At 67.2% G+C, this 19,245-nt stretch carries 21 protein-coding genes and 1 tRNA gene; 8 read left to right on the top strand and 14 right to left on the bottom strand.

Annotated elements, in window-relative coordinates; all coding sequences use genetic code 11:
• The first annotated feature begins 9 nt into the window (after positions 1–9).
• A complete protein-coding gene (locus tag M3M28_RS03635) occupies positions 10–1,653 on the top strand; it encodes a DNA repair helicase XPB (RefSeq protein WP_249387480.1) in 1,644 nt (547 codons plus the stop codon).
• Between the two features lie 7 nt (positions 1,654–1,660).
• The gene (locus M3M28_RS03630) at positions 1,661–2,659 is read left to right on the top strand and encodes an LLM class flavin-dependent oxidoreductase (RefSeq protein ID WP_249387479.1); all 999 of its coding nucleotides are present in this window, start codon (positions 1,661–1,663) and stop codon (positions 2,657–2,659) included.
• Between the two features lie 12 nt (positions 2,660–2,671).
• Here M3M28_RS03630 and M3M28_RS03625 read toward each other — a convergent pair whose 3' ends face one another.
• Positions 2,672–3,481 carry a methyltransferase domain-containing protein gene (locus M3M28_RS03625; RefSeq protein WP_249387478.1) on the bottom strand — a complete coding sequence of 270 codons (810 nt, stop codon included), beginning with the start codon at positions 3,479–3,481 and terminating at the stop codon, positions 2,672–2,674.
• 80 nt (positions 3,482–3,561) lie between these two features.
• Between M3M28_RS03625 and M3M28_RS03620 the strand changes: the two genes are divergently transcribed.
• The 3 genes from M3M28_RS03620 to M3M28_RS03610 all read left to right on the top strand — a co-directional run bounded on the left by M3M28_RS03620 (position 3,562) and on the right by M3M28_RS03610 (position 6,403).
• Positions 3,562–4,263 carry a response regulator transcription factor gene (locus tag M3M28_RS03620; protein WP_019618916.1) on the top strand — a complete coding sequence of 234 codons (702 nt, stop codon included), beginning with the start codon at positions 3,562–3,564 and terminating at the stop codon, positions 4,261–4,263.
• A 68-nt stretch (positions 4,264–4,331) separates the two neighbouring features.
• Entirely contained in the window at positions 4,332–6,020 is a 1,689-nt protein-coding gene (locus tag M3M28_RS03615) for a sensor histidine kinase (RefSeq protein WP_249387477.1), read from the top strand.
• A 92-nt stretch (positions 6,021–6,112) separates the two neighbouring features.
• Positions 6,113–6,403, top strand: coding sequence for a WXG100 family type VII secretion target (locus M3M28_RS03610; protein ID WP_249387476.1), 291 nt, complete (start codon positions 6,113–6,115; stop codon positions 6,401–6,403).
• A 64-nt stretch (positions 6,404–6,467) separates the two neighbouring features.
• Here M3M28_RS03610 and groL read toward each other — a convergent pair whose 3' ends face one another.
• The 4 genes from groL to M3M28_RS03590 all read right to left on the bottom strand — a co-directional run bounded on the left by groL (position 6,468) and on the right by M3M28_RS03590 (position 9,371).
• Positions 6,468–8,087 carry a chaperonin GroEL gene (gene groL, locus M3M28_RS03605; protein WP_249387475.1) on the bottom strand — a complete coding sequence of 540 codons (1,620 nt, stop codon included), beginning with the start codon at positions 8,085–8,087 and terminating at the stop codon, positions 6,468–6,470.
• Positions 8,088–8,197: 110 nt separating this feature from the next.
• Positions 8,198–8,410 (bottom strand): cold-shock protein, encoded by a 213-nt coding sequence (locus M3M28_RS03600; protein ID WP_249387474.1) that lies wholly within the window; start codon positions 8,408–8,410, stop codon positions 8,198–8,200.
• 68 nt (positions 8,411–8,478) lie between these two features.
• Complete coding sequence (locus M3M28_RS03595; RefSeq protein ID WP_249387473.1) at positions 8,479–9,054, bottom strand: LytR C-terminal domain-containing protein; 576 nt, start codon at positions 9,052–9,054, stop codon at positions 8,479–8,481.
• Positions 9,055–9,083: 29 nt separating this feature from the next.
• Complete coding sequence (locus M3M28_RS03590) at positions 9,084–9,371, bottom strand: DUF3263 domain-containing protein (RefSeq protein ID WP_249387472.1); 288 nt, start codon at positions 9,369–9,371, stop codon at positions 9,084–9,086.
• Positions 9,372–9,483: 112 nt separating this feature from the next.
• Between M3M28_RS03590 and msrB the strand changes: the two genes are divergently transcribed.
• Complete coding sequence (gene msrB / locus M3M28_RS03585; protein WP_125106435.1) at positions 9,484–9,888, top strand: peptide-methionine (R)-S-oxide reductase MsrB; 405 nt, start codon at positions 9,484–9,486, stop codon at positions 9,886–9,888.
• Here msrB and M3M28_RS03580 read toward each other — a convergent pair.
• The 3 genes from M3M28_RS03580 to M3M28_RS03570 form a co-directional block, all read right to left on the bottom strand.
• Positions 9,878–10,423, bottom strand: a complete 546-nt coding sequence (locus M3M28_RS03580; RefSeq protein WP_249387471.1) for a YceI family protein — start codon at positions 10,421–10,423, stop codon at positions 9,878–9,880. The genes msrB and M3M28_RS03580 overlap by 11 nt on opposite strands.
• Positions 10,424–10,479: 56 nt before the next feature.
• Positions 10,480–10,555, bottom strand: a tRNA-Thr gene (locus M3M28_RS03575).
• Positions 10,556–10,600: 45 nt separating this feature from the next.
• Entirely contained in the window at positions 10,601–11,353 is a 753-nt protein-coding gene (locus tag M3M28_RS03570; RefSeq protein WP_249387470.1) for an SDR family NAD(P)-dependent oxidoreductase, read from the bottom strand.
• A gap of 84 nt (positions 11,354–11,437) precedes the next feature.
• Between M3M28_RS03570 and M3M28_RS03565 the strand changes: the two genes are divergently transcribed.
• Positions 11,438–12,436: an ABC transporter ATP-binding protein gene (locus M3M28_RS03565; protein WP_249387469.1), complete on the top strand. Its 999-nt coding sequence runs from the start codon at positions 11,438–11,440 to the stop codon at positions 12,434–12,436.
• Here M3M28_RS03565 and rlmB read toward each other — a convergent pair.
• From rlmB to M3M28_RS03545, 4 genes are read right to left on the bottom strand one after another with little or no spacing between them, the layout of a single operon-like run.
• The gene (gene rlmB, locus M3M28_RS03560; RefSeq protein WP_249387468.1) at positions 12,433–13,404 is read right to left on the bottom strand and encodes a 23S rRNA (guanosine(2251)-2'-O)-methyltransferase RlmB; all 972 of its coding nucleotides are present in this window, start codon (positions 13,402–13,404) and stop codon (positions 12,433–12,435) included. The two genes, M3M28_RS03565 and rlmB, sit on opposite strands and share 4 nt — an antisense overlap.
• The gene (gene cysS, locus M3M28_RS03555) at positions 13,401–14,807 is read right to left on the bottom strand and encodes a cysteine--tRNA ligase (protein WP_249387467.1); all 1,407 of its coding nucleotides are present in this window, start codon (positions 14,805–14,807) and stop codon (positions 13,401–13,403) included. Before cysS ends, rlmB begins: the two co-directional genes overlap by 4 nt.
• 5 nt (positions 14,808–14,812) lie before the next feature.
• On the bottom strand, positions 14,813–16,027 hold the full coding sequence (ispD, locus tag M3M28_RS03550; RefSeq protein WP_249387978.1) for a 2-C-methyl-D-erythritol 4-phosphate cytidylyltransferase: 1,215 nt from the start codon (positions 16,025–16,027) through the stop codon (positions 14,813–14,815).
• 16 nt (positions 16,028–16,043) lie between these two features.
• Entirely contained in the window at positions 16,044–16,526 is a 483-nt protein-coding gene (locus M3M28_RS03545) for a CarD family transcriptional regulator (protein WP_249387466.1), read from the bottom strand.
• Positions 16,527–16,688: 162 nt separating this feature from the next.
• Between M3M28_RS03545 and M3M28_RS03540 the strand changes: the two genes are divergently transcribed.
• Positions 16,689–17,228 carry a hypothetical protein gene (locus tag M3M28_RS03540; protein ID WP_249387465.1) on the top strand — a complete coding sequence of 180 codons (540 nt, stop codon included), beginning with the start codon at positions 16,689–16,691 and terminating at the stop codon, positions 17,226–17,228.
• A gap of 69 nt (positions 17,229–17,297) precedes the next feature.
• Here the strand turns inward: M3M28_RS03540 and M3M28_RS03535 are convergent, their stop codons facing one another.
• Positions 17,298–17,981, bottom strand: coding sequence for a response regulator transcription factor (locus M3M28_RS03535; RefSeq protein ID WP_249387464.1), 684 nt, complete (start codon positions 17,979–17,981; stop codon positions 17,298–17,300).
• 65 nt (positions 17,982–18,046) lie between these two features.
• The gene (locus tag M3M28_RS03530; protein WP_249387463.1) at positions 18,047–19,231 is read right to left on the bottom strand and encodes a sensor histidine kinase; all 1,185 of its coding nucleotides are present in this window, start codon (positions 19,229–19,231) and stop codon (positions 18,047–18,049) included.
• Between the last annotated feature and the right edge of the window lie 14 nt (positions 19,232–19,245).

Genomic DNA, 19,245 nt, shown 5'->3' with positions numbered 1-19,245 from the left:
TTGCAGGTTATGGCTGACGGACCTCTCATCGTTCAAAGCGACCGCACGGTGCTGCTCGAAGTGGCGCACCCCGACGCGGATGCGGCCCGTCACGAGCTCGCGGTGTTCGCCGAGCTCGAGCGGGCGCCCGAGCACATCCACACCTACCGCATCACGCGGCTCGGCCTCTGGAATGCGCGGGCGGCCGGCCACGACGCCGACGAGATGCTCGGCACGCTGAATCGTTACGCAAAGTTTCCGGTGCCCGATGCCGTCGCGATCGACCTGCGCGAGACCGTGAACCGCTACGGCCGCCTCACGGTCGACCGCGATGAGGACGGCGGGCTCGTGCTGCGCAGCACCGACGAGTCGGTGCTGCGGCAGGTCTCGTCGAACAAGAAGATCGCGCCGATGCTCCATGGTGAGCTCGCGCCCGGCGTCATGCGGGTCGACGACTGGGCGCGCGGCGAGCTGAAGCAGCAGCTCGTGAAGCTCGGCTGGCCAGCCGAAGACCTCGCAGGCTACACGCCGGGCACTCCGCACGAAATCGACCTCAACGAGGACGGCTGGAGCCTGCGCGACTACCAGCGCGACGCCGTCGACCACTTCTTCACCGGCGGCTCGGGCGTCGTCGTGCTGCCCTGTGGCGCGGGCAAGACGATCGTCGGCGCCGGCGCGATGGCCGCGGCCGACACAAACACCCTGATCCTCGTGACGAACACCGTCTCGGCGCGCCAGTGGCGCAGCGAGCTGCTCGCCCGCACCTCGCTCACCGAGGAAGAAATCGGCGAGTACTCGGGCGAGGTGAAGGAGGTCAAGCCGGTCACGATCGCGACCTATCAGATCCTCACCGCGAAGCGGAAGGGCCAGTACGCCCACCTGTCGCTGCTCAACGCGCTCGACTGGGGCCTCATCGTCTACGACGAGGTGCACCTCCTCCCCGCCCCCGTCTTCAAGCTCACGGCCGAGCTGCAGGCGCGCCGACGCCTCGGCCTCACCGCGACACTCGTGCGCGAGGACGGCCGCGAGGGTGACGTGTTCTCGCTCATCGGGCCGAAGCGTTTCGACGCGCCCTGGAAAGAGATCGAGGCGCAGGGCTACATCTCGCCCGCCGAGTGCTTTGAGGTGCGCGTCGACCTGCCGTATGAGGCCCGCATGGAGTACGCCGGTGCGAGCGACGAAGACCGCTATCGCATCGCCGCAAGCGCCGAGGTGAAGCACGACGTCGCGCGCCGGCTCGTGCACAAGCACGCGGGCGAGCGCATCCTCATCATTGGCCAGTACCTCGACCAGCTCGACGCGATCGCCGAGGAGCTCCAGGCGCCGAAGGTGACCGGCCAGACCCCGGTTGCCGAGCGCGAGGAACTATTCAACGCGTTCCGCTCGGGCGCCGAGCCGATCCTCGTCGTGTCGAAGGTCGCGAACTTCTCGGTCGACCTGCCGGATGCCTCGGTCGCGATTCAGATCTCGGGGTCGTACGGCTCGCGGCAGGAGGAGGCGCAGCGCCTCGGCCGCCTGCTGCGCCCGTCGTCATCCGGCGTCACCGCGTCGTTCTATACCGTCGTGGCGCGCGACACTGTTGACCAAGACTTCGCGCAGAACCGACAGCGCTTCCTCGCCGAGCAGGGGTACTCCTACTCCATCCTCGACGCGGACGAAATCCCCGCAAGCTAGGAGCATCATGGCGTTCACCCACCTCGGATTCATCCACCTCGTTCCCTTCGAACGCGACGCCCCGCGCGCCGGTTTCGAGGATGCAATCGAGCTGTTCCGCTTCGCCGACGAGCTCGGGCTCGACTCGGGCTGGCTGCGCACGCGGCACATGCAGTACGGCGTGCCTTCACCCGCGGTGCTCTTCGGCGCCCTCGCGCGCGAGACCTCCCACCTCCAGCTCGGCAACGCCGTGATTCCGGTCGAGTTCGAGAACCCGTTCCGGCTCGCGGAAGACCTCGCGACGGCGGATGTCCTCACGGGCGGCCGTGTGCTGCCCGGCCTGAGCGTGCATCCTCCGCGCTACGAGGAGGCGACGAACGACCTCGTCTTCGACTCCGGCTGGCGCGAGGAGGACTACGGCTACGGCCGCATCGAGCGGCTACGCTCACTGTTGCGCGGCGAGCGAGTGCGCGAGCTCGAGGCGTACTCGGGCTTCGGCGGCGACTTCGACTCCGAGCGCGTCGAGCCGCACGCCGAGGGCCTCGCCGAGCGCCTCTGGTATGGCGGCGGCTCGCTCAAGTCGGCCACGTGGGCCGGCGAATCAGGCCTCAACTGGCTCGTGAGCAACATCTCGTCGTCGGAGAACGGCATCACCAACTTCTCGGAGGCGCAGCGCAAGCAGATCGACACCTACCGCGCGGCCGGCGGCTCGCGCGTCACGGTGGCTCGCGTCATCGTGCCCACCGACGGGGCGACGGATGCGCAGGTCGAGAAGTACCGCGCGTACGCCGAGGGCCGCAACCCGCGCACCGAGGGCATCGTCGGCCGCAACACAATCATCGCGAAGGATGTGCTCGGCTCGCTCGACGAGATCCTCGAGTTTGTTGCGAACGACGCCGCGATTCAGGCGGCCGACGATCTACTGTTCGAGCTGCCGTTCGAGATGGAGCTGGCCGACTGGAAGCAGATGCTCGAGCAGCTCGCGACGCGCATCGGCCCCGCGCTCGGCTGGTCGCCGAAGCGCTAGGCCGCACGCCCGCTAAACCGTCGGCCGGAAGGCGAGGAGCTCGCCGTGCGTCATGATGAACATGGCGTCGGCGTCGCTCCCCCAGGCCTGCCAGGCGCTCGAGATCTCCTCGAGTTCCTGCTGGCTCGCGAGCTCGCGTTCGAGCACCTCCTCGGTGAAGCGTGACGTGAGCGCCCGCTTCTGCCAGAGGTTGCCCCACCACGAGCAGGTCTCCTCATCGGCGTAGGCCCAGGTCGAGGCACCGAGCTCGATGTTCTCGAGCCCCGCGGCCCGCGCCCACGCGCGCAGGTGACGCGCCGCATCCGGCGTCGCCTCGTTCGCGCGCGCGATCGCCAGGTAGAGCTCGCGCCACCGGTCGAGCTCACGCGGCTGCGGGTGCCAGGACATCTCGGCATAGTCGGCGTCGCGCACCGCGAGCACCCCGCCCGGCGCGAGCACGCGCCACATCTCGCGTAGCGCTGCGACCGGGTCGGTGAGGTGCTGGAGCACCTGGTGGGCGTGCACGACGTCGAAGCTGCCGTCGGCGTAGGGCAGCGCCATGACGTCGCCGGCCTCGAAGCGGGTGCGCTCGTCGCCCCGGCGTGCGGCCTCGGCGCGCCCCAGCTCGAGCGTCTCCTCGAGCAGCTCGAGGCCCGTCACCTGCCCGCTCGGCCCGACCAGCTCGGCGAGGTCGAGCGTGATCGTCGCTGGCCCGCAGCCGACGTCGAGCACGCGCATCCCCTCGCGCAAATGTGGCAGGAGATGACCGCACGAATTCTCGGCGGTGCGAACGGTGTGGGACGCGAGCACCGAGGGTGCGTGTCCGTGCAGGTAACGAGCCATGTGCTCAACGATATCGACACATAACTTCCGCATAACCGCGCATCAGACGGCATTCAGCAAGCTCGCGCCAAAATAGCTGCATGACTGATGGTGGACCAAAGATCCTGGTGGTAGACGACGAGCCGAACATTCGCGAGCTGCTCTCGACGAGCCTTCGCTTCGCAGGGTTCATGGTGCGCACGGTGGGCAACGGCGCGGGCGCGATCGCGGCCGTCATTGACGAGGAGCCCGACCTGATCGTGCTCGACGTCATGCTGCCCGACATGTCCGGTTTCGCCGTGACCAAGCGCCTGCGGGCCTCGGGGTACGTGTCGCCGATCCTCTTCCTCACGGCGAAGGACGACACCGACGACAAGATCGAGGGCCTCAACTCGGGCGGCGACGACTACGTCACGAAGCCGTTCAGCCTCGACGAGATCGTCGCCCGCATCAAGGCGATCCTGCGCCGCACGATGCACACCGAGGAGGAGGCCGTCATTCGTGTCGGCGACCTCACGATGGACCAGGACACGCACGAGGTGTTCATCAACGACGAGCCGGTGGATCTCTCCCCCACCGAGTTCAAGCTGCTGCGCTACCTCATGCTCAACCCGAACCGAGTGCTGTCGAAGTCGCAGATCCTCGACCACGTGTGGGAGTACGACTTCAACGGTGACGCGGGCATCGTCGAGTCCTACATCTCGTACCTGCGCCGCAAGCTCGACGCGCACACGTCCGAATCGCTGATCCAGACGAAGCGTGGCTTCGGCTACATGCTCAAGGTTCCCGGGGTCAAGGCGTAACGCGTTTGACCTCCGGCCCCTCGCGGTGGGATCAGTTTTCCCTCCGAAACCAGCTCACGATCGTCAACGTGGTGCTGCTTGCCCTCTCTCTCGTGATTGCGGGCAGCGGCACCACGTTGCTGCTGCGACCCACGCTCGTGGGGCAGCTCGACGCGAGCCTGCGTTCGATCGCGGCCGATCCGACGCTCGTGCTCGGCGGCGACGCGAGCACGGGCGAGTTCGGCTTCGAGAACATCCGCACGGCGCCGCAGCCGTACTACGTCGCGGTCGTCGACGACTCGGACCAGGTCATGGTCGACAACTGGGAGTGGCAGCCGCGTTCGGTGGCCCCCGACCTGTCGACCATGGAGCTGAAGTTCGACAGCAATAGCGGGGCCGGCTTCGCCATCTACGAGCTCAAGGATGGGCTCGGGGCGCCCTGGCGCGCGGTCGTGGTGCCCGAGGACCAGTACAACTCGAACCAGGTGTTCGGCACGCTCATCGTCGCGATGCCGATGTCGAGCGTGAACGCGACAATGGCGAGCTTCCTCGCAATCTTCTTTGGCTTCGGCCTTTCGGTGCTCATCTTCGCCGCCGTGCTCACGCGCATGCTCGTCTCGGCGACGCTGCGCCCACTGCGCAAGGTCGAGTCGACCGCCATGAACTTCGCCGCCGGTGACTACGACCAGCGCCTGCCCGAGGCCACCCCGAACACCGAGGTCGGCAGGCTCTCACGCTCACTCAACTCGATGCTGGGGCAGATCGACTCGGCGCTGATCGAGCGAGATAGAACAATCAGTCAGATGCGCCGATTCGTCGGCGATGCGTCCCACGAGTTGCGCACGCCGCTTGTGACGGTGCGCGGCTACGCCGAGCTCTACCGCATGGGCGCGCTCGACGAGCCCACCAAGGTGGGCCAGGCCATGGACCGCATCGAGGGCGAGGCGAAGCGCATGGGCGGCCTCGTGGAGGACCTCCTGCAGCTCGCCCGGCTCGACGAGAACCGCGAGATGGCGAAGGATGTGCTCGACCTCGAGCCGCTCGTCGAGGATGCGGCGATGGACACCCGCGCGCAGGCGCCCGACCGCACCATCCGCGTGCATCCGACCGTGCTCGTCGCCGACGAGGATCACCCCTACCGACCAGAGGAGACGGCGTTCACCGATCTGCCGGTCGAGACGGAGGCCCCCGCCGAGCCCGAGCCTGACACCGACGCACCGGAGCCCGCGAAGGACACCACCCGCGGCCGCCTGGCGCGCGTTCTCGGCCTGCGGCGACGCTCCACCCCCGCTGTCTCGGCCGAGCCTGCCGACGCCGCAGACGCGCCCGCGGGCGTACCGCTCGAGGCCGCCGACGAGTTCGAGTCGGACGACGACGTGCCCGCGATGATCTACGGCAACAGCGACAAGATTCGACAGGCGATCCAGAACATCGTCGGCAATGCGCTGCGCTACACGCCCGAGGGCACGCCGCTCGAGCTCGGCGTCGTGATCGACGTGACGCGCGAGCGGGCGATCATCGAGGTGATCGACCATGGCGAGGGCATCCCCGAGCAGAGCCGCGCGCAGATCTTCCAGCGGTTCTGGCGCGCCGACACCTCGCGCACGCGCGACACCGGCGGCACGGGGCTCGGCCTCGCAATCGTGTCAGCGATCGTGCAGACCCACGAGGGCACGGTCGACGTCGTGGAGACGCCGGGCGGCGGTGCCACATTCCGCCTGAGCTTCCCCCTGCTCATGGCGCCACCTGTGGATGAAGAACCCTCCACAGAATCATGACTCAGAGCCCGGCGCACGCAGCGCCGGGCTCTACTTTTGGGGCCGTGCCTCGCACGAACCAAGGGTGTGGGGCCGCAGGAAGGGAGCCCCACATGGCCAAGTTCACCGTTGACAGCGAAATTATTCAGAGCGCGGTCTCGACGGTGCAGATCGACATCGAGTCGGTCCGCACCGCAGCCACTCAGCTCACCACGCATCTCACGAGCCTCCAGGGCTCATGGCAGGGTCAGGCACAGGCCCAGTTCCAGGGCATCGTCGACCAGTGGAAGTCGACCCAGGGACAGGTCGAGACCTCGATCGAGCAGATCAACCAGGCGCTCTCCTCGGCGGGCGTGCACTACGGCAACACCGAGAACGACGTCATCCGCCTGTTCACCGTCTAACGACAGCGACGGCGGGCGACTCGGTCGAGTCGCCCGCCGTCGCGGGAGCAGCTAGCGCTACGGACTAGAAGTCCATGCCACCCGTGGGGTCACCGGCAGGAGCGGCGCCAGCCGGCTGCGGCTTGTCGGCGACAACGGCCTCGGTGGTGAGGAACAGGCCGGCGATCGATGCGGCGTTCTGCAGCGCCGAGCGGGTCACCTTGACCGGGTCGAGGATGCCCTCGGCGATCATGTCGACGTACTCGCCGGTCGCAGCGTTGAGGCCGTGACCGGTCTCGAGGCCGCGGACCTTCTCTGCCACCACGCCCGGCTCGAGGCCAGCGTTGAGGGCGATCTGCTTGAGCGCGGCGTCGAGGCTCGACTTCACGATCGCAGCACCGGTTGCCTCGTCGGCCGACAGCTCGAGGCCGTCGATCGCGGCGCCCGACTGGGTGAGCGCAACGCCACCACCGGCGACGATGCCCTCCTCGACGGCAGCCTTCGCGTTGCGGACGGCGTCCTCAATGCGGTGCTTGCGCTCCTTGAGCTCAACCTCGGTGGCCGCGCCCGACTTGATGACGGCAACGCCGCCGGCGAGCTTGGCGAGGCGCTCCTGGAGCTTCTCGCGGTCGTAGTCGGAGTCGGTGTTCTGGATCTCCTGCTTGATCTGCGCGACGCGACCCTCGATCTGCGCGGCCTCGCCGGCGCCCTCGACGATCGTGGTCTCGTCCTTCGAGATGATGACTTTGCGTGCGCGGCCGAGCATGTCGAGGTTCGTGTTCTCGAGCTTGAGGCCGACCTCTTCCGAGATGACCTGGCCGCCGGTGAGGATCGCGATGTCCTGCAGCATGGCCTTGCGGCGGTCGCCGAAGCCGGGAGCCTTGACGGCGACCGACTTGAAGATGCCACGGATCTTGTTGAGCACGAGGGTGGCAAGGGCTTCGCCCTCGACGTCCTCGGCGATGATGAGCAGCTGCTTGCCAGCCTGCATCACCTTGTCAACGACGGGAAGGAGGTCCTTCACGTTCGAGATCTTGCTGTTGACGATGAGGATGTAGGGGTCCTCGAACACCGCTTCCTGGCGGTCGGTGTCGGTGACGAAGTACTGCGACAGGTAGCCCTTGTCGAAGCGCATACCCTCGGTGAGCTCAAGGGTGGTCTCGAAGGTGTTCGACTCTTCGACGGTCACGACGCCCTCGCGGCCGACCTTGTCGATCGCCTCGGCGATGAGCTGACCGATGTGCGGGTCAGCGGCCGAGATCGACGCGGTTGCGGCGATGTGGCCCTTGCTCGAGACCTCGACGGCCGAGTCGAGCAGGTGCTTCGTGACGGCCTCAACGGCCTTGTCGATGCCGCGCTTGACCGAGATGGGGTCGGCGCCGGCAGCAACGTTGCGCAGGCCTTCCTTCACGAGGGCCTGAGCGAGCACGGTCGCGGTGGTCGTACCGTCACCGGCGACGTCATCAGTCTTCTTCGCGACCTCCTTGACGAGCTCCGCACCGATCTTCTCGTACGGGTCCTCAAGCTCGATTTCCTTTGCGATCGAGACTCCATCGTTCGTGATGGTGGGGGCGCCCCACTTCTTCTCGAGCACAACGTTGCGGCCGCGCGGGCCGAGGGTCACCTTGACGGTGTCAGCGAGCGTGTTCAGGCCACGCTCGAGACCGCGACGAGCCTCTTCATCAAAGGCGATCATCTTCGACATAAATGTGTCGTCCTTTCAGGACCTGAGTGGTCTTCGGATTAGCACTCAGTGTCGTGGAGTGCCAAGACCAATGTTGGCACTCTCACCCTGAGAGTGCAAGGAGAGTCCGCCTACAGCGAGCGCACGTGCTCGGCCTGCGGCCCCTTCTCGCCCTGCGTCACCTCAAACTCGACCGCCTGGTTCTCCTGCAGCGTGCGGAAACCAGTCATATCGATCGAGCGGTAGTGCACGAATACTTCCTGCGCGGGGGTGGTGTCACCGTCGACGGTGATAAAACCGAAGCCCTTTTCCGCGTCGAACCACTTCACGATGCCTGTAGCCATAGCGGCACCCTAGGCAAGGCTCGCAACAGGCACGTGAAATTCGAGTGACGAGATGGGCAACGTTGCCGCTAGAGCAGCGCGTCACCCGCATCCGAGCCAAGGATCACGACGAGCGTGCCCTCGGCGGCGATGTTCGGGTCGACCGAGATCTCGCCGAAGCCGAGCGTCTCCTGCGCACCGAGGGCCGCGCCGCGCTGGTCTTCGCTCGCGACGACAATGCTCGTGGTCTGGTAGTCGAAGCTGTCGGCGTCGGCGACCGTGCCGACGGTCCAACCGCCGCTCGTCATGGCCTCCGAGCCCGCGGTCGCGAGGCCGGGCGTGCCAATGCCGTTGAGCACCGTGACGCTGAGCGAAGCATCCACCGTCGCGCTTGGGCCGGTCTCGGTCGGCGTGGGGGTCGGCCCAGCGCTGCTCGACTCGGTCGGTGACGTCGTCTCTTCCTGCCCGCCCATGTCGGCGGTGAACTGCACCTGGTTGTCGATCGCCCACATCACGCCGACGCCGATGCCGACGAGCAGCACGAACGCGACGATCGCCACAATCCACGACATGAACTTCGACGCCCAGGTTCGCGGCGCGCGGTGCGCCCCGCGGCGCTTGAGCGTGCGGGGGAAGTCGTCGAAGCGATCCTTGGGGTACTTCACGTGTGCTGAATCTTCCTGCAGGGGTGGGGCTAGTTGCGGCCGTCGACCGTACCGAAGCGGTGCGCTCGACGTGCCTCGCGCATCCGCCGAAGCCGGTGCACAAGCATCGGATACGCGACGAGCGCCGAGGGCGACTCAATGAGCGTACCGAGAATCTGATAATACCGAGCAGCGGAATAGCCGAACTGGGCGCGAATCGCATCCTCTTTCGCGCGTCCGTGGCGAGGATGCTCCGCTTCGAATTCGAGCAAGGCTCGGTCTTCGTCGTGGAGCGGCGGCGGGCTCGAGTGGCGCAGGGCGCCTGCGGCTTCGGGCATATTCGCCTCCTCAGCGGTGTTGAACTCATTACGGAATGCTCGTCCCGAGCCTACGCGCGCTCGGGCAGATTGCCCTCGCGGCGCGCGTACACTTGCCTATCCAGGAGGTCCCATGTCGTACGAAGTTGAACGCACTGATGCGCAGTGGCGCGAGGTGCTCAACCCCCAGGAATTCCAGGTGCTGCGACAGGCCGGCACCGAGCGGGCATTTACCGGCGCGCTGCTCAACGAAGAACGCCCGGGGACCTACACGTGTCGCGCCTGCGGCAACGAGCTCTTTAACGCGACGACGAAGTTCGACGCGGGGTGCGGCTGGCCCAGCTTCTGGGAGCCGCTGCGTGAGGGCGCCGTGGAGTACCTCGAAGACAACACGCTCGGCATGCGCCGCGTCGAGGTTCGCTGCGCGAAGTGCGGTTCGCACCTCGGGCACGTGTTCCCCGACGGCTACGGCACCCCGACCGGCGACCGGTTCTGCATGAACTCGGTCAGCCTGGAGTTCGTGCCCGCTACTGCTTAACTAGGGCGAGTTCGAACTCGAGCGTGATCTTGTCGCTGACCAGCACCCCGCCCGAATCGAGCGGGGTGTTCCAGCGAACATCCCACTCGCGGCGGTCAATGCGTCGCGAGCCTTCGAGGCCAGCACGCGTTGCGCCCATCGGGTCGTGCTCAACACCCATCAGCTCGAGCGGGATCGACGTTTGACGGGTAATCCCCCGAATGGTCAGGTCTCCGGTCACGATGAATTGGTTGTCACCAATCTCGTCAATCGAGCTCGAAACGAACGTGATCTGCGGGAACTCGCCGACGTTGAGAAAGTCGGGGCTGCGCAGGTGGTCGTCGCGCTCCGGCTGGCGAGTGTCAATGCTCGCGGCCTCGATCGTGACCTGCACGTTCGACTCGGCCAGGTTCTCAGCGTTGATGTTGGCCTGACCCTGCACGTTGTTGAACGCACCGCGAACGCGCGACACCATGGCGTGGCGCGTCGAGAACCCCACGCGCGAGTGCGCGTTGTCAATCTGCCAAGTTCCGGCAAGCTGCGGATCAATTGCCATGTGCTGGCTCCTTTTGTCGTGCAGTGGTAGCGACTCACCTTACCCCTGCAAAACACTGGAGCCGCCTATCGGGTTCGAACCGATGACCTTCTGTTTACAAGACAGATGCTCTACCAGCTGAGCTAAGGCGGCAACAGCATCCCATACTACGGGGTGATGGGATGCTGCGGTGACAGGCTAGACGGCCGTGTAACCGCCGTCGATGAGGTAGTAGCCGCCGGTGACGAACGAGGCGTCCTCGCTGAGCAAGAAGCGCACCACCTTGGCGACCTCCTCGGGCTCGCCGAGGCGACCCAGCGGGTGCTTCGCGGCGAGCGCGTTGTACATCTCGTCGGGCATCTGCTTGAGCAGGGGCGTGTTGATGTAGGCCGGGCCGACCGAGTTGATGCGCAGGCCCTGGGCGCCGTACTCGGCGGCGGCGTTCTTCGTGAGGCCGACGACCCCGTGCTTTGCCGCTGTGTACGCGCCATTGCCGAGCGCCGCGACGGTGCCGTGAATCGAGGCCATGTTGACGATCGCGCTCTCGGCAGCACCGGCTTCGAGCATGGCGGGAATCTGGTAGCGCATGCCGTAGAGCACGCCGTTGAGGTTAATGTCGATGACGCGGTCCCAGTCGTCAAGGTCGACCTGCCCGGCGGGGGCGTTCGCGCCGCCGATGCCGGCGTTGTTCACGGCGTAGTTGAGCTTGCCGTAGGTCTCGATCGCGAACGCGACCGACTTCTCGCTGTCTTCCTTCACCGCCGTGTTCGCGACGAAGGCGACCGCGGTTCCGCCGGCGCCGGCGATCTCGTCGACGACGCGGTTGGCGCCATCCTCGTTAATGTCCGACACGACGACCTTGACGCCCTGTGCGGCGAGTTCCTTCGCGATGGCTTCACCGATGCCCGAACCGGCTCCAGTGACCAGTGCGACGCGACCTGCAAATGACATGAATATGACCCCTTCTGTTCTCGATGGGAGGTCTCCTCATGGTCGCACCGCGCACTGAACGACACCCGACTACGATGGCTCGGTATGGCCGCAGTTACCTTCGCGAGTGTCTCGCGCCGCTTCCCCGGCGCCACCCGAAACGCCGTTGACGATCTCAGCATCGAGATTGCCGACGGCGAGTTCTTGGTACTGGTGGGCCCCTCGGGCTGCGGTAAGACCACGACGCTCCGGATGCTCGCGGGCCTCGACCCGGTCGATGACGGCCGCATCCTCATCGGCGACGATGAGGTGACGAACGTCGCGCCGAAGGATCGCGATATCGCGATGGTGTTCCAGAATTACGCGCTCTACCCCCACCTCACGGTCGAGCAGAATATGGGCTTCGGCCTCAAGACGCGCGGCGTCTCGAAGGCCGAGCGCAACGAGAAGGTACGCGAGGCGGCGAAGCTGCTCGACCTCGAGCCGCTGCTGCACCGCCGGCCCTCGGAACTCTCGGGCGGCCAGCGCCAGCGCGTGGCCATGGGTCGCGCCATCGTGCGCGAGCCCCAGGTCTTCCTCATGGACGAACCGCTGTCGAACCTCGACGCGAAGCTGCGCGTACAGACGCGCGCGCAGATCGCCTCGCTGCAGCGCCGGCTCGGCACCACGACGGTCTACGTGACGCACGATCAGACCGAGGCGATGACCATGGGCACGCGCATCGCGGTACTCAATGAGGGCAAGCTGCAGCAGCTCGGCACGCCGCAGGAGCTCTACGACCGCCCCGTGAACGAGTTCGTCGCGAGCTTCATCGGCACGCCGGCGATGAACCTCTGGACCGAGAACGGCGAACGCGTCGGTGTCCGTGCCGAAGACCTCCGCCTCACAAACGAGGGCGGCATTCCGGCGCGCGTCACCCTCGTCGAAGAGCTCGGCTCCGACGGCTACCTGTTCTGCTCCGGCGAGATCGCGGGCGACGAGGTCCAGCTCGTCGCGCGCGTCGACGGCCGCGATCACCCGCAGATCGGTGACGAGGTGCGCCTCGAGGCGAACCGGCAGCGACTGCACCGGTTCCGCCTCGACGACGGCACTCGCCTGAACTAGAGCAGGGCTTCCTTCGCCTCGGCGGCCGCCGCACGCAGCTTCGAAATCTCGTAGCAGGTGACGGATGCGGCGATGCCCGCATTGAGCGACTCGGTCGCGGCATCGATCGGAATCGACACGATCGCGTCGCACTGCTCGGCGACGAGACGCGACAGGCCCTTGCCCTCCGAGCCGACAACGACGAGCAGCGGCGAGGTCGCGAGGTCGAGTCCGGGCAGTTCGACGTCGCCGTCGCCGTCGAGGCCGACGACGAAGACGCCCTGCTGCTTGAGCGACTTGATCGTGTTCGTGAGGTTGCTCGCGAGCGCGACGGGCAGGCGCGCGGCGGCACCCGCCGAGGTGCGCCACGCGGTCGCCGTCATACCCGCGGCGCGGCGCTGCGGGACGATGACGCCGTGGCCGCCGAACGCGGCCACCGAGCGGATGATCGCGCCGAGATTGCGGGGGTCGGTGATGCCGTCGAGCGCCACGAGCAGCGGCACGTCACCGCGCGAGATCACTCGTTCGGCCAGCTCGACCGGGTCGGAGTACTCGTACGGCGGAACCTTGACTGCGACGCCCTGGTGCACGGCGTCGAACGGCACCATGCGGTCGAGCTCCTGGCGGGTCACCTCGAGCATCGGGATCTGGCGCTTCGCCGCGAGCTGGATGATCTCCTTGATGCGGTCATCCACCTCGATGTTCTGCGCGACGTACACCGTCGTGGCGGGAATCTCAGCACGCAGCGCCTCGACCGCGGCGTTGCGCCCGGTCACCAGCTCAGTGTCGTTCTGCGCGCTCGACGACGCGCGGCGCTGCCGCTGCTGCGGGCGCGCCTGACGGTTCTTCGCCTCGGCAGCCTGCTTGCGCCGGCGGTCCTTTGCCCAGTGACGGTCTTCCGCCCGCGGGGTCGGGCCCTTGCCTTCGAGTGCCTTGCGGCCGAGGCCGCCGGTGCCCTTCGAGGGGCCTTTCTTCTGTGACTTGGTCATTCGTTCACGCTCCAGTGTGGTCCCTGCGGGCTGTCTTCAATCGTGATGCCGGCCGCGGCGAGGCCGTCGCGGATCCGGTCGGCAGCGGCCCAGTCCTTCGCCGCGCGCGCCGCGGTGCGCTGTTCGAGCAGTTCGCCGACGAGCTTGTCGAGCACGGGTTCGAGCGAGGCCGACTGGCTGTCTTCGGCCCATTCCTCGGCGAGCGGGTCGAGGCCGAGGATGCCGAGCATCCCGCGCACCGCCGCAACGGAGTCCCGCACGCGCTCGGCGTCACCCGCGCTGACCGCGTTATTGCCCTCCGACACGGCGTCGAAAATGACGGCGAGGGCCTGCGGCACCGAGAAGTCGTCGCGCAAGTGCGCCTCGAAGGCCTCGGGCAGCTCGACCGCGGCGTCGACCGCACCGACGAGCCGCGTGGCCCGCTCGAGGAAGTTCTCGACGCGCGCGAACGCGGCCTCGGCCTCTGCGTAGGCGCTGTCGCCGGCCTCAATCGTCGAGCGGTAGTGACCGGTGCCGAGCAGGTACCGCACGACGATCGGCCGGCGCGTGCGCACGAGCTCGGTCGCCGAAATAACGTTCCCGACCGACTTCGACATCTTCGTGCCGCCAAGCGAGACGAGTCCGTTGTGCAGCCAGTACCGCGCAAACTCGTCGCCCGCCGCCTTCGACTGCGCGAGTTCGTTCTCGTGGTGCGGGAACCGCAGGTCGCGGCCGCCACCGTGAATATCGAACGCGGTGCCGAGGTACTTCGTCGACATCGCCGAGCACTCGATGTGCCAGCCGGGGCGCCCCTCACCCCAGGGCGAGGCCCAGGCGGCCGAGGCGGGCTCGTCGGCCTTGCGGCCCTTCCAAAGCGCAAAGTCGGTCGCGTTGCGCTTCGCGCGCTCGGGGCCGTCCTCGGCTTCGACCATGTCCGCCGGGCGCTGATGCGTGAGCTCACCATAGGCAGGCCAGCTCGCGGTGTCGAAGTAGACGTCGCCCGAGCCGTCGTTCGCGGCGTAGGCGTGGCCCCGCTCGATCAGGCGCGTGATGAGCTCCTGCATCTCGGGGATCGCGCCGGTCGCGCGCGGCTCGTACGTCGGTGGCAGGATGCGCAGCGCGCCGTAGACCTCACCGAACTCGCGCTCGACGCGGTACGCCAGCGCCCACCACGGCTCCTCGGGCGTCGCGTTCGCGAGCGTCTTGTCGTCGATGTCGGTCACGTTGCGCACGAGCGTCACGCGGTAGCCCTCGTGCGTGAACCAGCGGCGAATCTGGTCGTACACGAGCGCCGAGCGCAGGTGCCCGAGATGCGGCCCCGACTGCACCGTCGGGCCACAGACATACAGCGATACCTCGCCCGGGCGGAGCGGGGCGAAGTCGACGAGCGATTGCAGTCGAGTGTCGTAAAGGCGCTGAGTCACGCCCTCTATCTTAGGTTCTCGTTTTCGAGCAGCGCCGTGGCGATCGCGAACACGCCGCCATCGGTCGTGCGGGCCATGAATCCGAGCCCATCGCTCGTCGTCGCACTCACCGAGATCGGTGCGCCGAGCACGCGGCTCAAGAGCTCCGAGGCCTCCTCAGACCTGCGGCCGAAGCGGGGCCGGCGGCAGATTACCTGCACGGTGGCATTGCGGATGCGCCACCCGGCCTCCTCGAGCAACTCGCGCGTCGCGCGCAGAAAGACCTCGCCGTGCGCGTTCGCGAAGCGCGGGTCGTCGGTGCCGAAGGTGCTGCCGATGTCGCCGAGTCCGGCGGCGCCGAGTAGCGCGTCGACGAGGGCGTGGCTCGCAGCGTCGCCGTCGCTGTGGCCCGAGAGGCCCGGCTCCCCCGGGAAGTGCAGGCCAGCAAGCCAGCAGGGCGAGTGGTCGTCGAAGGCGTGAATGTCGGTGCCGACGCCGACTCGCAGCTCGACCGTGGCGCCGGCTCGGCGGGCAAGCTCTCGCTCGACCCGCGCGAAGTCGTGCGGCGTCGTGATTTTGAAGGCGTCCTCGTGGCCGGGGATGATCTTGACCGTGCCGCCGGCGGCGGCAAACGTCGCCGCGTCGTCGGTGTCGGCGACGCTCCCCCGCTCGTACGCGCGACGGAGCGCATCCGCGGGAAATCCCTGCGGGGTCTGCATGGCGCGCAGCGGCGAGCGATCGACCGTCTCGAGCACGACCTCGTCGTCGTCGACGCGCTTGATCGTGTCAACGACGGGCAGGCCGGGCACCGCACCGTGGCCGGTGGCGCGCACCGCGCCGGCGACGCGCTCGTGCAGTTCGCCGGGCGTAAGCGCACGCGCGGCGTCGTGCACGAGAATGACGTCGCAGACGTCGGGCAGCTGCGCAATCGCGGCCCGCACCGAGTCGTACCGCGTCGCGCCGCCCTCGACGACGGCGGCGCTGATGAGTCGTTCGGACCCCATGCTCGCGGCGAGTGCCGCCAGCAGCTCATGGGCGATGCCGCCGCGCTCGGCATCGGCGGGCGGGGTCGCGATCGCGACGGCCACGCGCCCCGGCAACGCGTCGAGGGCGCGCACGGTATGCGCGAGCATGGGCTCACCGGCGAGCTCCGCGAACGCCTTCGGCACCCCAAAACCAAGGCGGGTACCGCTGCCCGCCGCCACAATCACGACGCCGGTGCAGGGCACCCCCAGGTGCATAGTGGTCACCGCGGAACTAGGCCGCGAGCACCTTGTCGAGGTGCTCGTTTGCGGCAACCTCGTCAATTTCTTCGGCGAGCGCGAGCTCGCTCACGAGCACCTGGCGTGCCTTCGCGAGCATACGCTTCTCGCCTGCCGACAGGCCCTTGTCCTGGTCGCGGCGCCACAGGTCGCGCACGACCTCCGACACCTTGAGCACGTCACCCGAGGCGAGCTTCTCCTGGTTCGACTTGTAGCGTCGCGACCAGTTCGTGGGCTCCTCGGTGATCGGTGCTTGGAGGACATCGAAGACCTCCTGGAGGCCGCGCTCGTCGATGACGTCGCGCACTCCGACCAGTTCGACGTTCTCGGCCGGCACCTCGATCGTCAGGTCGCCCTGCGATACGTTGAGCTTCAAGTAGGTCCGCTCTTCACCCTTGATGATGCGAGTCTTGACTTCTTCGATCGTTGCCGCGCCGTGGTGCGGGTAAACGACGGTCTCGCCGACCTCAAGATTCATAGATGGGCCCCTTTCTCCAACGGCCCATTCTATCACGGAGGAGTGCTAGTATTCCGCGCCGCCGACGCGGTGCGCGGCGCAGCGCCCACAATCCGCTAGGCTTGGGACAGCTTTATTGGGCGAACCGGGAGCGGTTCGCAACCACACCGGGAGGCCCCTGCCGTGAAGATCCGTGCCGTCGCCGCATCCGCCCTGGCTCTTGCGCTTGCTGCAGGCCTGACCGGCTGCAACATGTTCAGCCCGCAGCGCACGACCATGGAGTACGCGGCGAGCGATGGCGTCAACATCGACCTCGGCGACGTGCACGCGCGCAACGTGCTGCTGCTCACCAACGACGCCGGCACCGAGGCGAACCTCGTCTTCACCGCGGTCAACACGACTTCCGAGAACGCCCAGCTCAACCTCGACATTGAGGGCACGACGGTGAGCCTCCCCCTCACCTACACTGCGGGCCAGCAGCTCACCGACATCGGCTTCGGCGACCAGGGCCAGCAGCTCGTGCAGGGTGACTTCACCACCGGCACGACGGTCGAGGTGACCTTCCAGGCTTCCTACACCGACGCCGACGGCGCTCGCCAGACGGTCGAAGAGACCCACGCGGTGCCCGTGCTCGGCGACGACGACGCCGCTTCGGTGCATGAGGAATACCAGACGCTCCTGCCGCAGCAGTCGACCGACGCTGAGAACGCACCGGTCGGCTAAGGCCACGCAGGCAAAGAGGGAGGGCCCCAAGCGATCGCTTAGGGCCCTCCCTCTTTGCGTATCGCGCGCTTAGCCCTCGAAGCGGTAGCCGAGGCCACGCACGGTCACGAGCAGCTTCGGCGACGACGGGGTCACCTCGATGCGCGAGCGGATGCGCTTGATGTGCACGTCAAGCGTCTTCGTGTCGCCGTAGTAGTCGGGCCCCCAGACCCGGTCGATGAGTTGGCTGCGGGTGAGCACACGGCCGGCGTTGCGCATGAGGTACTCGAGCAGTTCGAACTCCTTGAGCGGCATCTGCGTGAGGTTGCCGCGTACGAGCACGGTGTGGCGATCGATGTCCATGCGGATGTCACCGACCTGCACGATGCTCTCGTCTTCGTCCTCCGAGTCGACCTCGCTGCGACGCAACACGGCGCGCACGCGGGCGAGCAGTTCACGGGTCGAGTAGGGCTTCGTGACGTAGTCGTCGGCGCCGAGTTCGAGGCCGACGATGATGTCGACCTCGGAGTCCTTCGCCGTCAGCATGATGATCGGCACGGTCGAGGTGGCGCGGATGCGCTTGCACACCTCGGTCCCCGGCATCTCGGGCAGCATGAGGTCCAGCAGGATGAGGTCGGCCCCGTCGCGCTCGAACTGTTCGACCGCGTCGGTGCCGGTTTCGGCGATCGCGGTCTCGTAGCCCTCCCTCTTAAGCAGGAATGCGAGTGGTTCGTTCAGGGATGACTCGTCTTCGACGATCAGGATTCGTGTCACGTCTCCATTGTGCATACGGCGGGGAAACGTTTCGTGAACCTGCAGGCGCGCTGCATGTTCGGGTGTTAAGAGTTCACCTTTTTGGGCAGCCGGATGCTCTCGGTCGTTTCGTCGCGGCCCGAGCGGCGCGCTTCCGCCGCCTGCAGGCGAACCGTGAACGTCGAGCCCGAACCGAGCTTCGACCACACGCGGATCTCACCGCCGTGGTTCTCGATGATGTGTCGCACGATGCTCAGGCCGAGCCCGGTGCCGCCGGTGTTGCGCGAGCGCGCGGCGTCGACCCGGTAGAACCGCTCGAAGATGCGTTTCTGGTCGTCCTCCGAGATGCCGATGCCGCGGTCGGCCACCGAGACCTCGATGACGTCGCTGAGGCGGCGCGCGCCGATGCCGATGTGCGAGCCGACCGGAGAGTAAGTGATCGCGTTGGTGATGAGGTTCTGGAAGCACATGAGCAGCAACCGCTCGTCGCCCCAGACCACGAGGCCCTCGGTGATCTTCGCGTGCACCCGGATGTCCTTGCGCTCGGCGTTGACGCGCGTGAGTTCGATGGCCTGTTCCACGATGTCAGACACCTCGACGTCGGCGGCCTCTTCGAGCGTGTCCATCGCCTGCAGCCGCGAGAGGTCGATGAGCTCGCGCGTGAGTCGCGCCAGCCGTTCGGCCTCGAGCAGCATCCGGTCGGAGAAGTACTGCACCTGCTCGTGATCGTCGGCAGCCTCTTTGACCGCCTCGGCGAGGAGCGTGACCGCGCCGATCGGCGTCTTGAGCTCGTGCGACACGTTCGCGACAAAGTCACGCCGGGTTGCCTCGACGCGGAGCGACTCGGTGATATCGGTCGCGAGGATCAGCACGTAGCGCGGTTCGAGCAGCGCGGCACGCACGCGGTAGGTCAGCTCGACCGAGCCGAACGGCCCACGGGGCACCCGCACCACCTCTTCAACCGGGTTACCGGTCTGCCAGGCGCGGGAGGCGATGTCGTGGATGTCGGTCGTGAGCCGCCCCGGCCGCGAGACGAGGCCCGAGGTGTAGGCGTTGTCGGAGGCCCGAACGACGTTGTGCGACGGGTCGGCGACGATCGCGGTCTGCGGCAGTGCCCGCAGCACCTCCTCGACGCCCTGGGGCACGTGCGGGTTGCGCAGCGCCGCGACCTCGGCCCGGTTGCGTCGCGCAACAAAGACCACCGAGGTGCCGACGATGCCGATGACAACGCCCGTCAGAATCGCGAGGAAGAAAATCAGGCCGGGGCTCACAACCTCTAAGCATA

Origin of the sequence: Gulosibacter sediminis (assembly GCF_023370115.1) — a bacterium.
Taxonomy (GTDB): Bacteria; Actinomycetota; Actinomycetes; order Actinomycetales; family Microbacteriaceae; genus Gulosibacter; species Gulosibacter sediminis_A.
Note: the sequence above shows the minus strand (reverse complement) of the source record. Positions and strands in the feature narration are given on the sequence as shown.

Excerpts from the sequence above, each read along its gene's own strand:
- M3M28_RS03635 (WP_249387480.1), top strand. The coding sequence starts at position 10 with ATGGCTGACGGACCTCTCATCGTTCAAAGCGACCGCACGGTGCTGCTC.
- M3M28_RS03630 (WP_249387479.1), top strand. The coding sequence starts at position 1,661 with ATGGCGTTCACCCACCTCGGATTCATCCACCTCGTTCCCTTCGAACGC.
- M3M28_RS03625 (WP_249387478.1), bottom strand. The coding sequence starts at position 3,481 with ATGGCTCGTTACCTGCACGGACACGCACCCTCGGTGCTCGCGTCCCAC.
- M3M28_RS03620 (WP_019618916.1), top strand. The coding sequence starts at position 3,562 with ATGACTGATGGTGGACCAAAGATCCTGGTGGTAGACGACGAGCCGAAC.
- M3M28_RS03610 (WP_249387476.1), top strand. The coding sequence starts at position 6,113 with ATGGCCAAGTTCACCGTTGACAGCGAAATTATTCAGAGCGCGGTCTCG.
- groL (WP_249387475.1), bottom strand. The coding sequence starts at position 8,087 with ATGTCGAAGATGATCGCCTTTGATGAAGAGGCTCGTCGCGGTCTCGAG.
- M3M28_RS03600 (WP_249387474.1), bottom strand. The coding sequence starts at position 8,410 with ATGGCTACAGGCATCGTGAAGTGGTTCGACGCGGAAAAGGGCTTCGGT.
- M3M28_RS03590 (WP_249387472.1), bottom strand. The coding sequence starts at position 9,371 with ATGCCCGAAGCCGCAGGCGCCCTGCGCCACTCGAGCCCGCCGCCGCTC.
- msrB (WP_125106435.1), top strand. The coding sequence starts at position 9,484 with ATGTCGTACGAAGTTGAACGCACTGATGCGCAGTGGCGCGAGGTGCTC.
- M3M28_RS03580 (WP_249387471.1), bottom strand. The coding sequence starts at position 10,423 with ATGGCAATTGATCCGCAGCTTGCCGGAACTTGGCAGATTGACAACGCG.
- M3M28_RS03570 (WP_249387470.1), bottom strand. The coding sequence starts at position 11,353 with ATGTCATTTGCAGGTCGCGTCGCACTGGTCACTGGAGCCGGTTCGGGC.
- M3M28_RS03565 (WP_249387469.1), top strand. The coding sequence starts at position 11,438 with ATGGCCGCAGTTACCTTCGCGAGTGTCTCGCGCCGCTTCCCCGGCGCC.
- rlmB (WP_249387468.1), bottom strand. The coding sequence starts at position 13,404 with ATGACCAAGTCACAGAAGAAAGGCCCCTCGAAGGGCACCGGCGGCCTC.
- ispD (WP_249387978.1), bottom strand. The coding sequence starts at position 16,027 with ATGCACCTGGGGGTGCCCTGCACCGGCGTCGTGATTGTGGCGGCGGGC.
- M3M28_RS03545 (WP_249387466.1), bottom strand. The coding sequence starts at position 16,526 with ATGAATCTTGAGGTCGGCGAGACCGTCGTTTACCCGCACCACGGCGCG.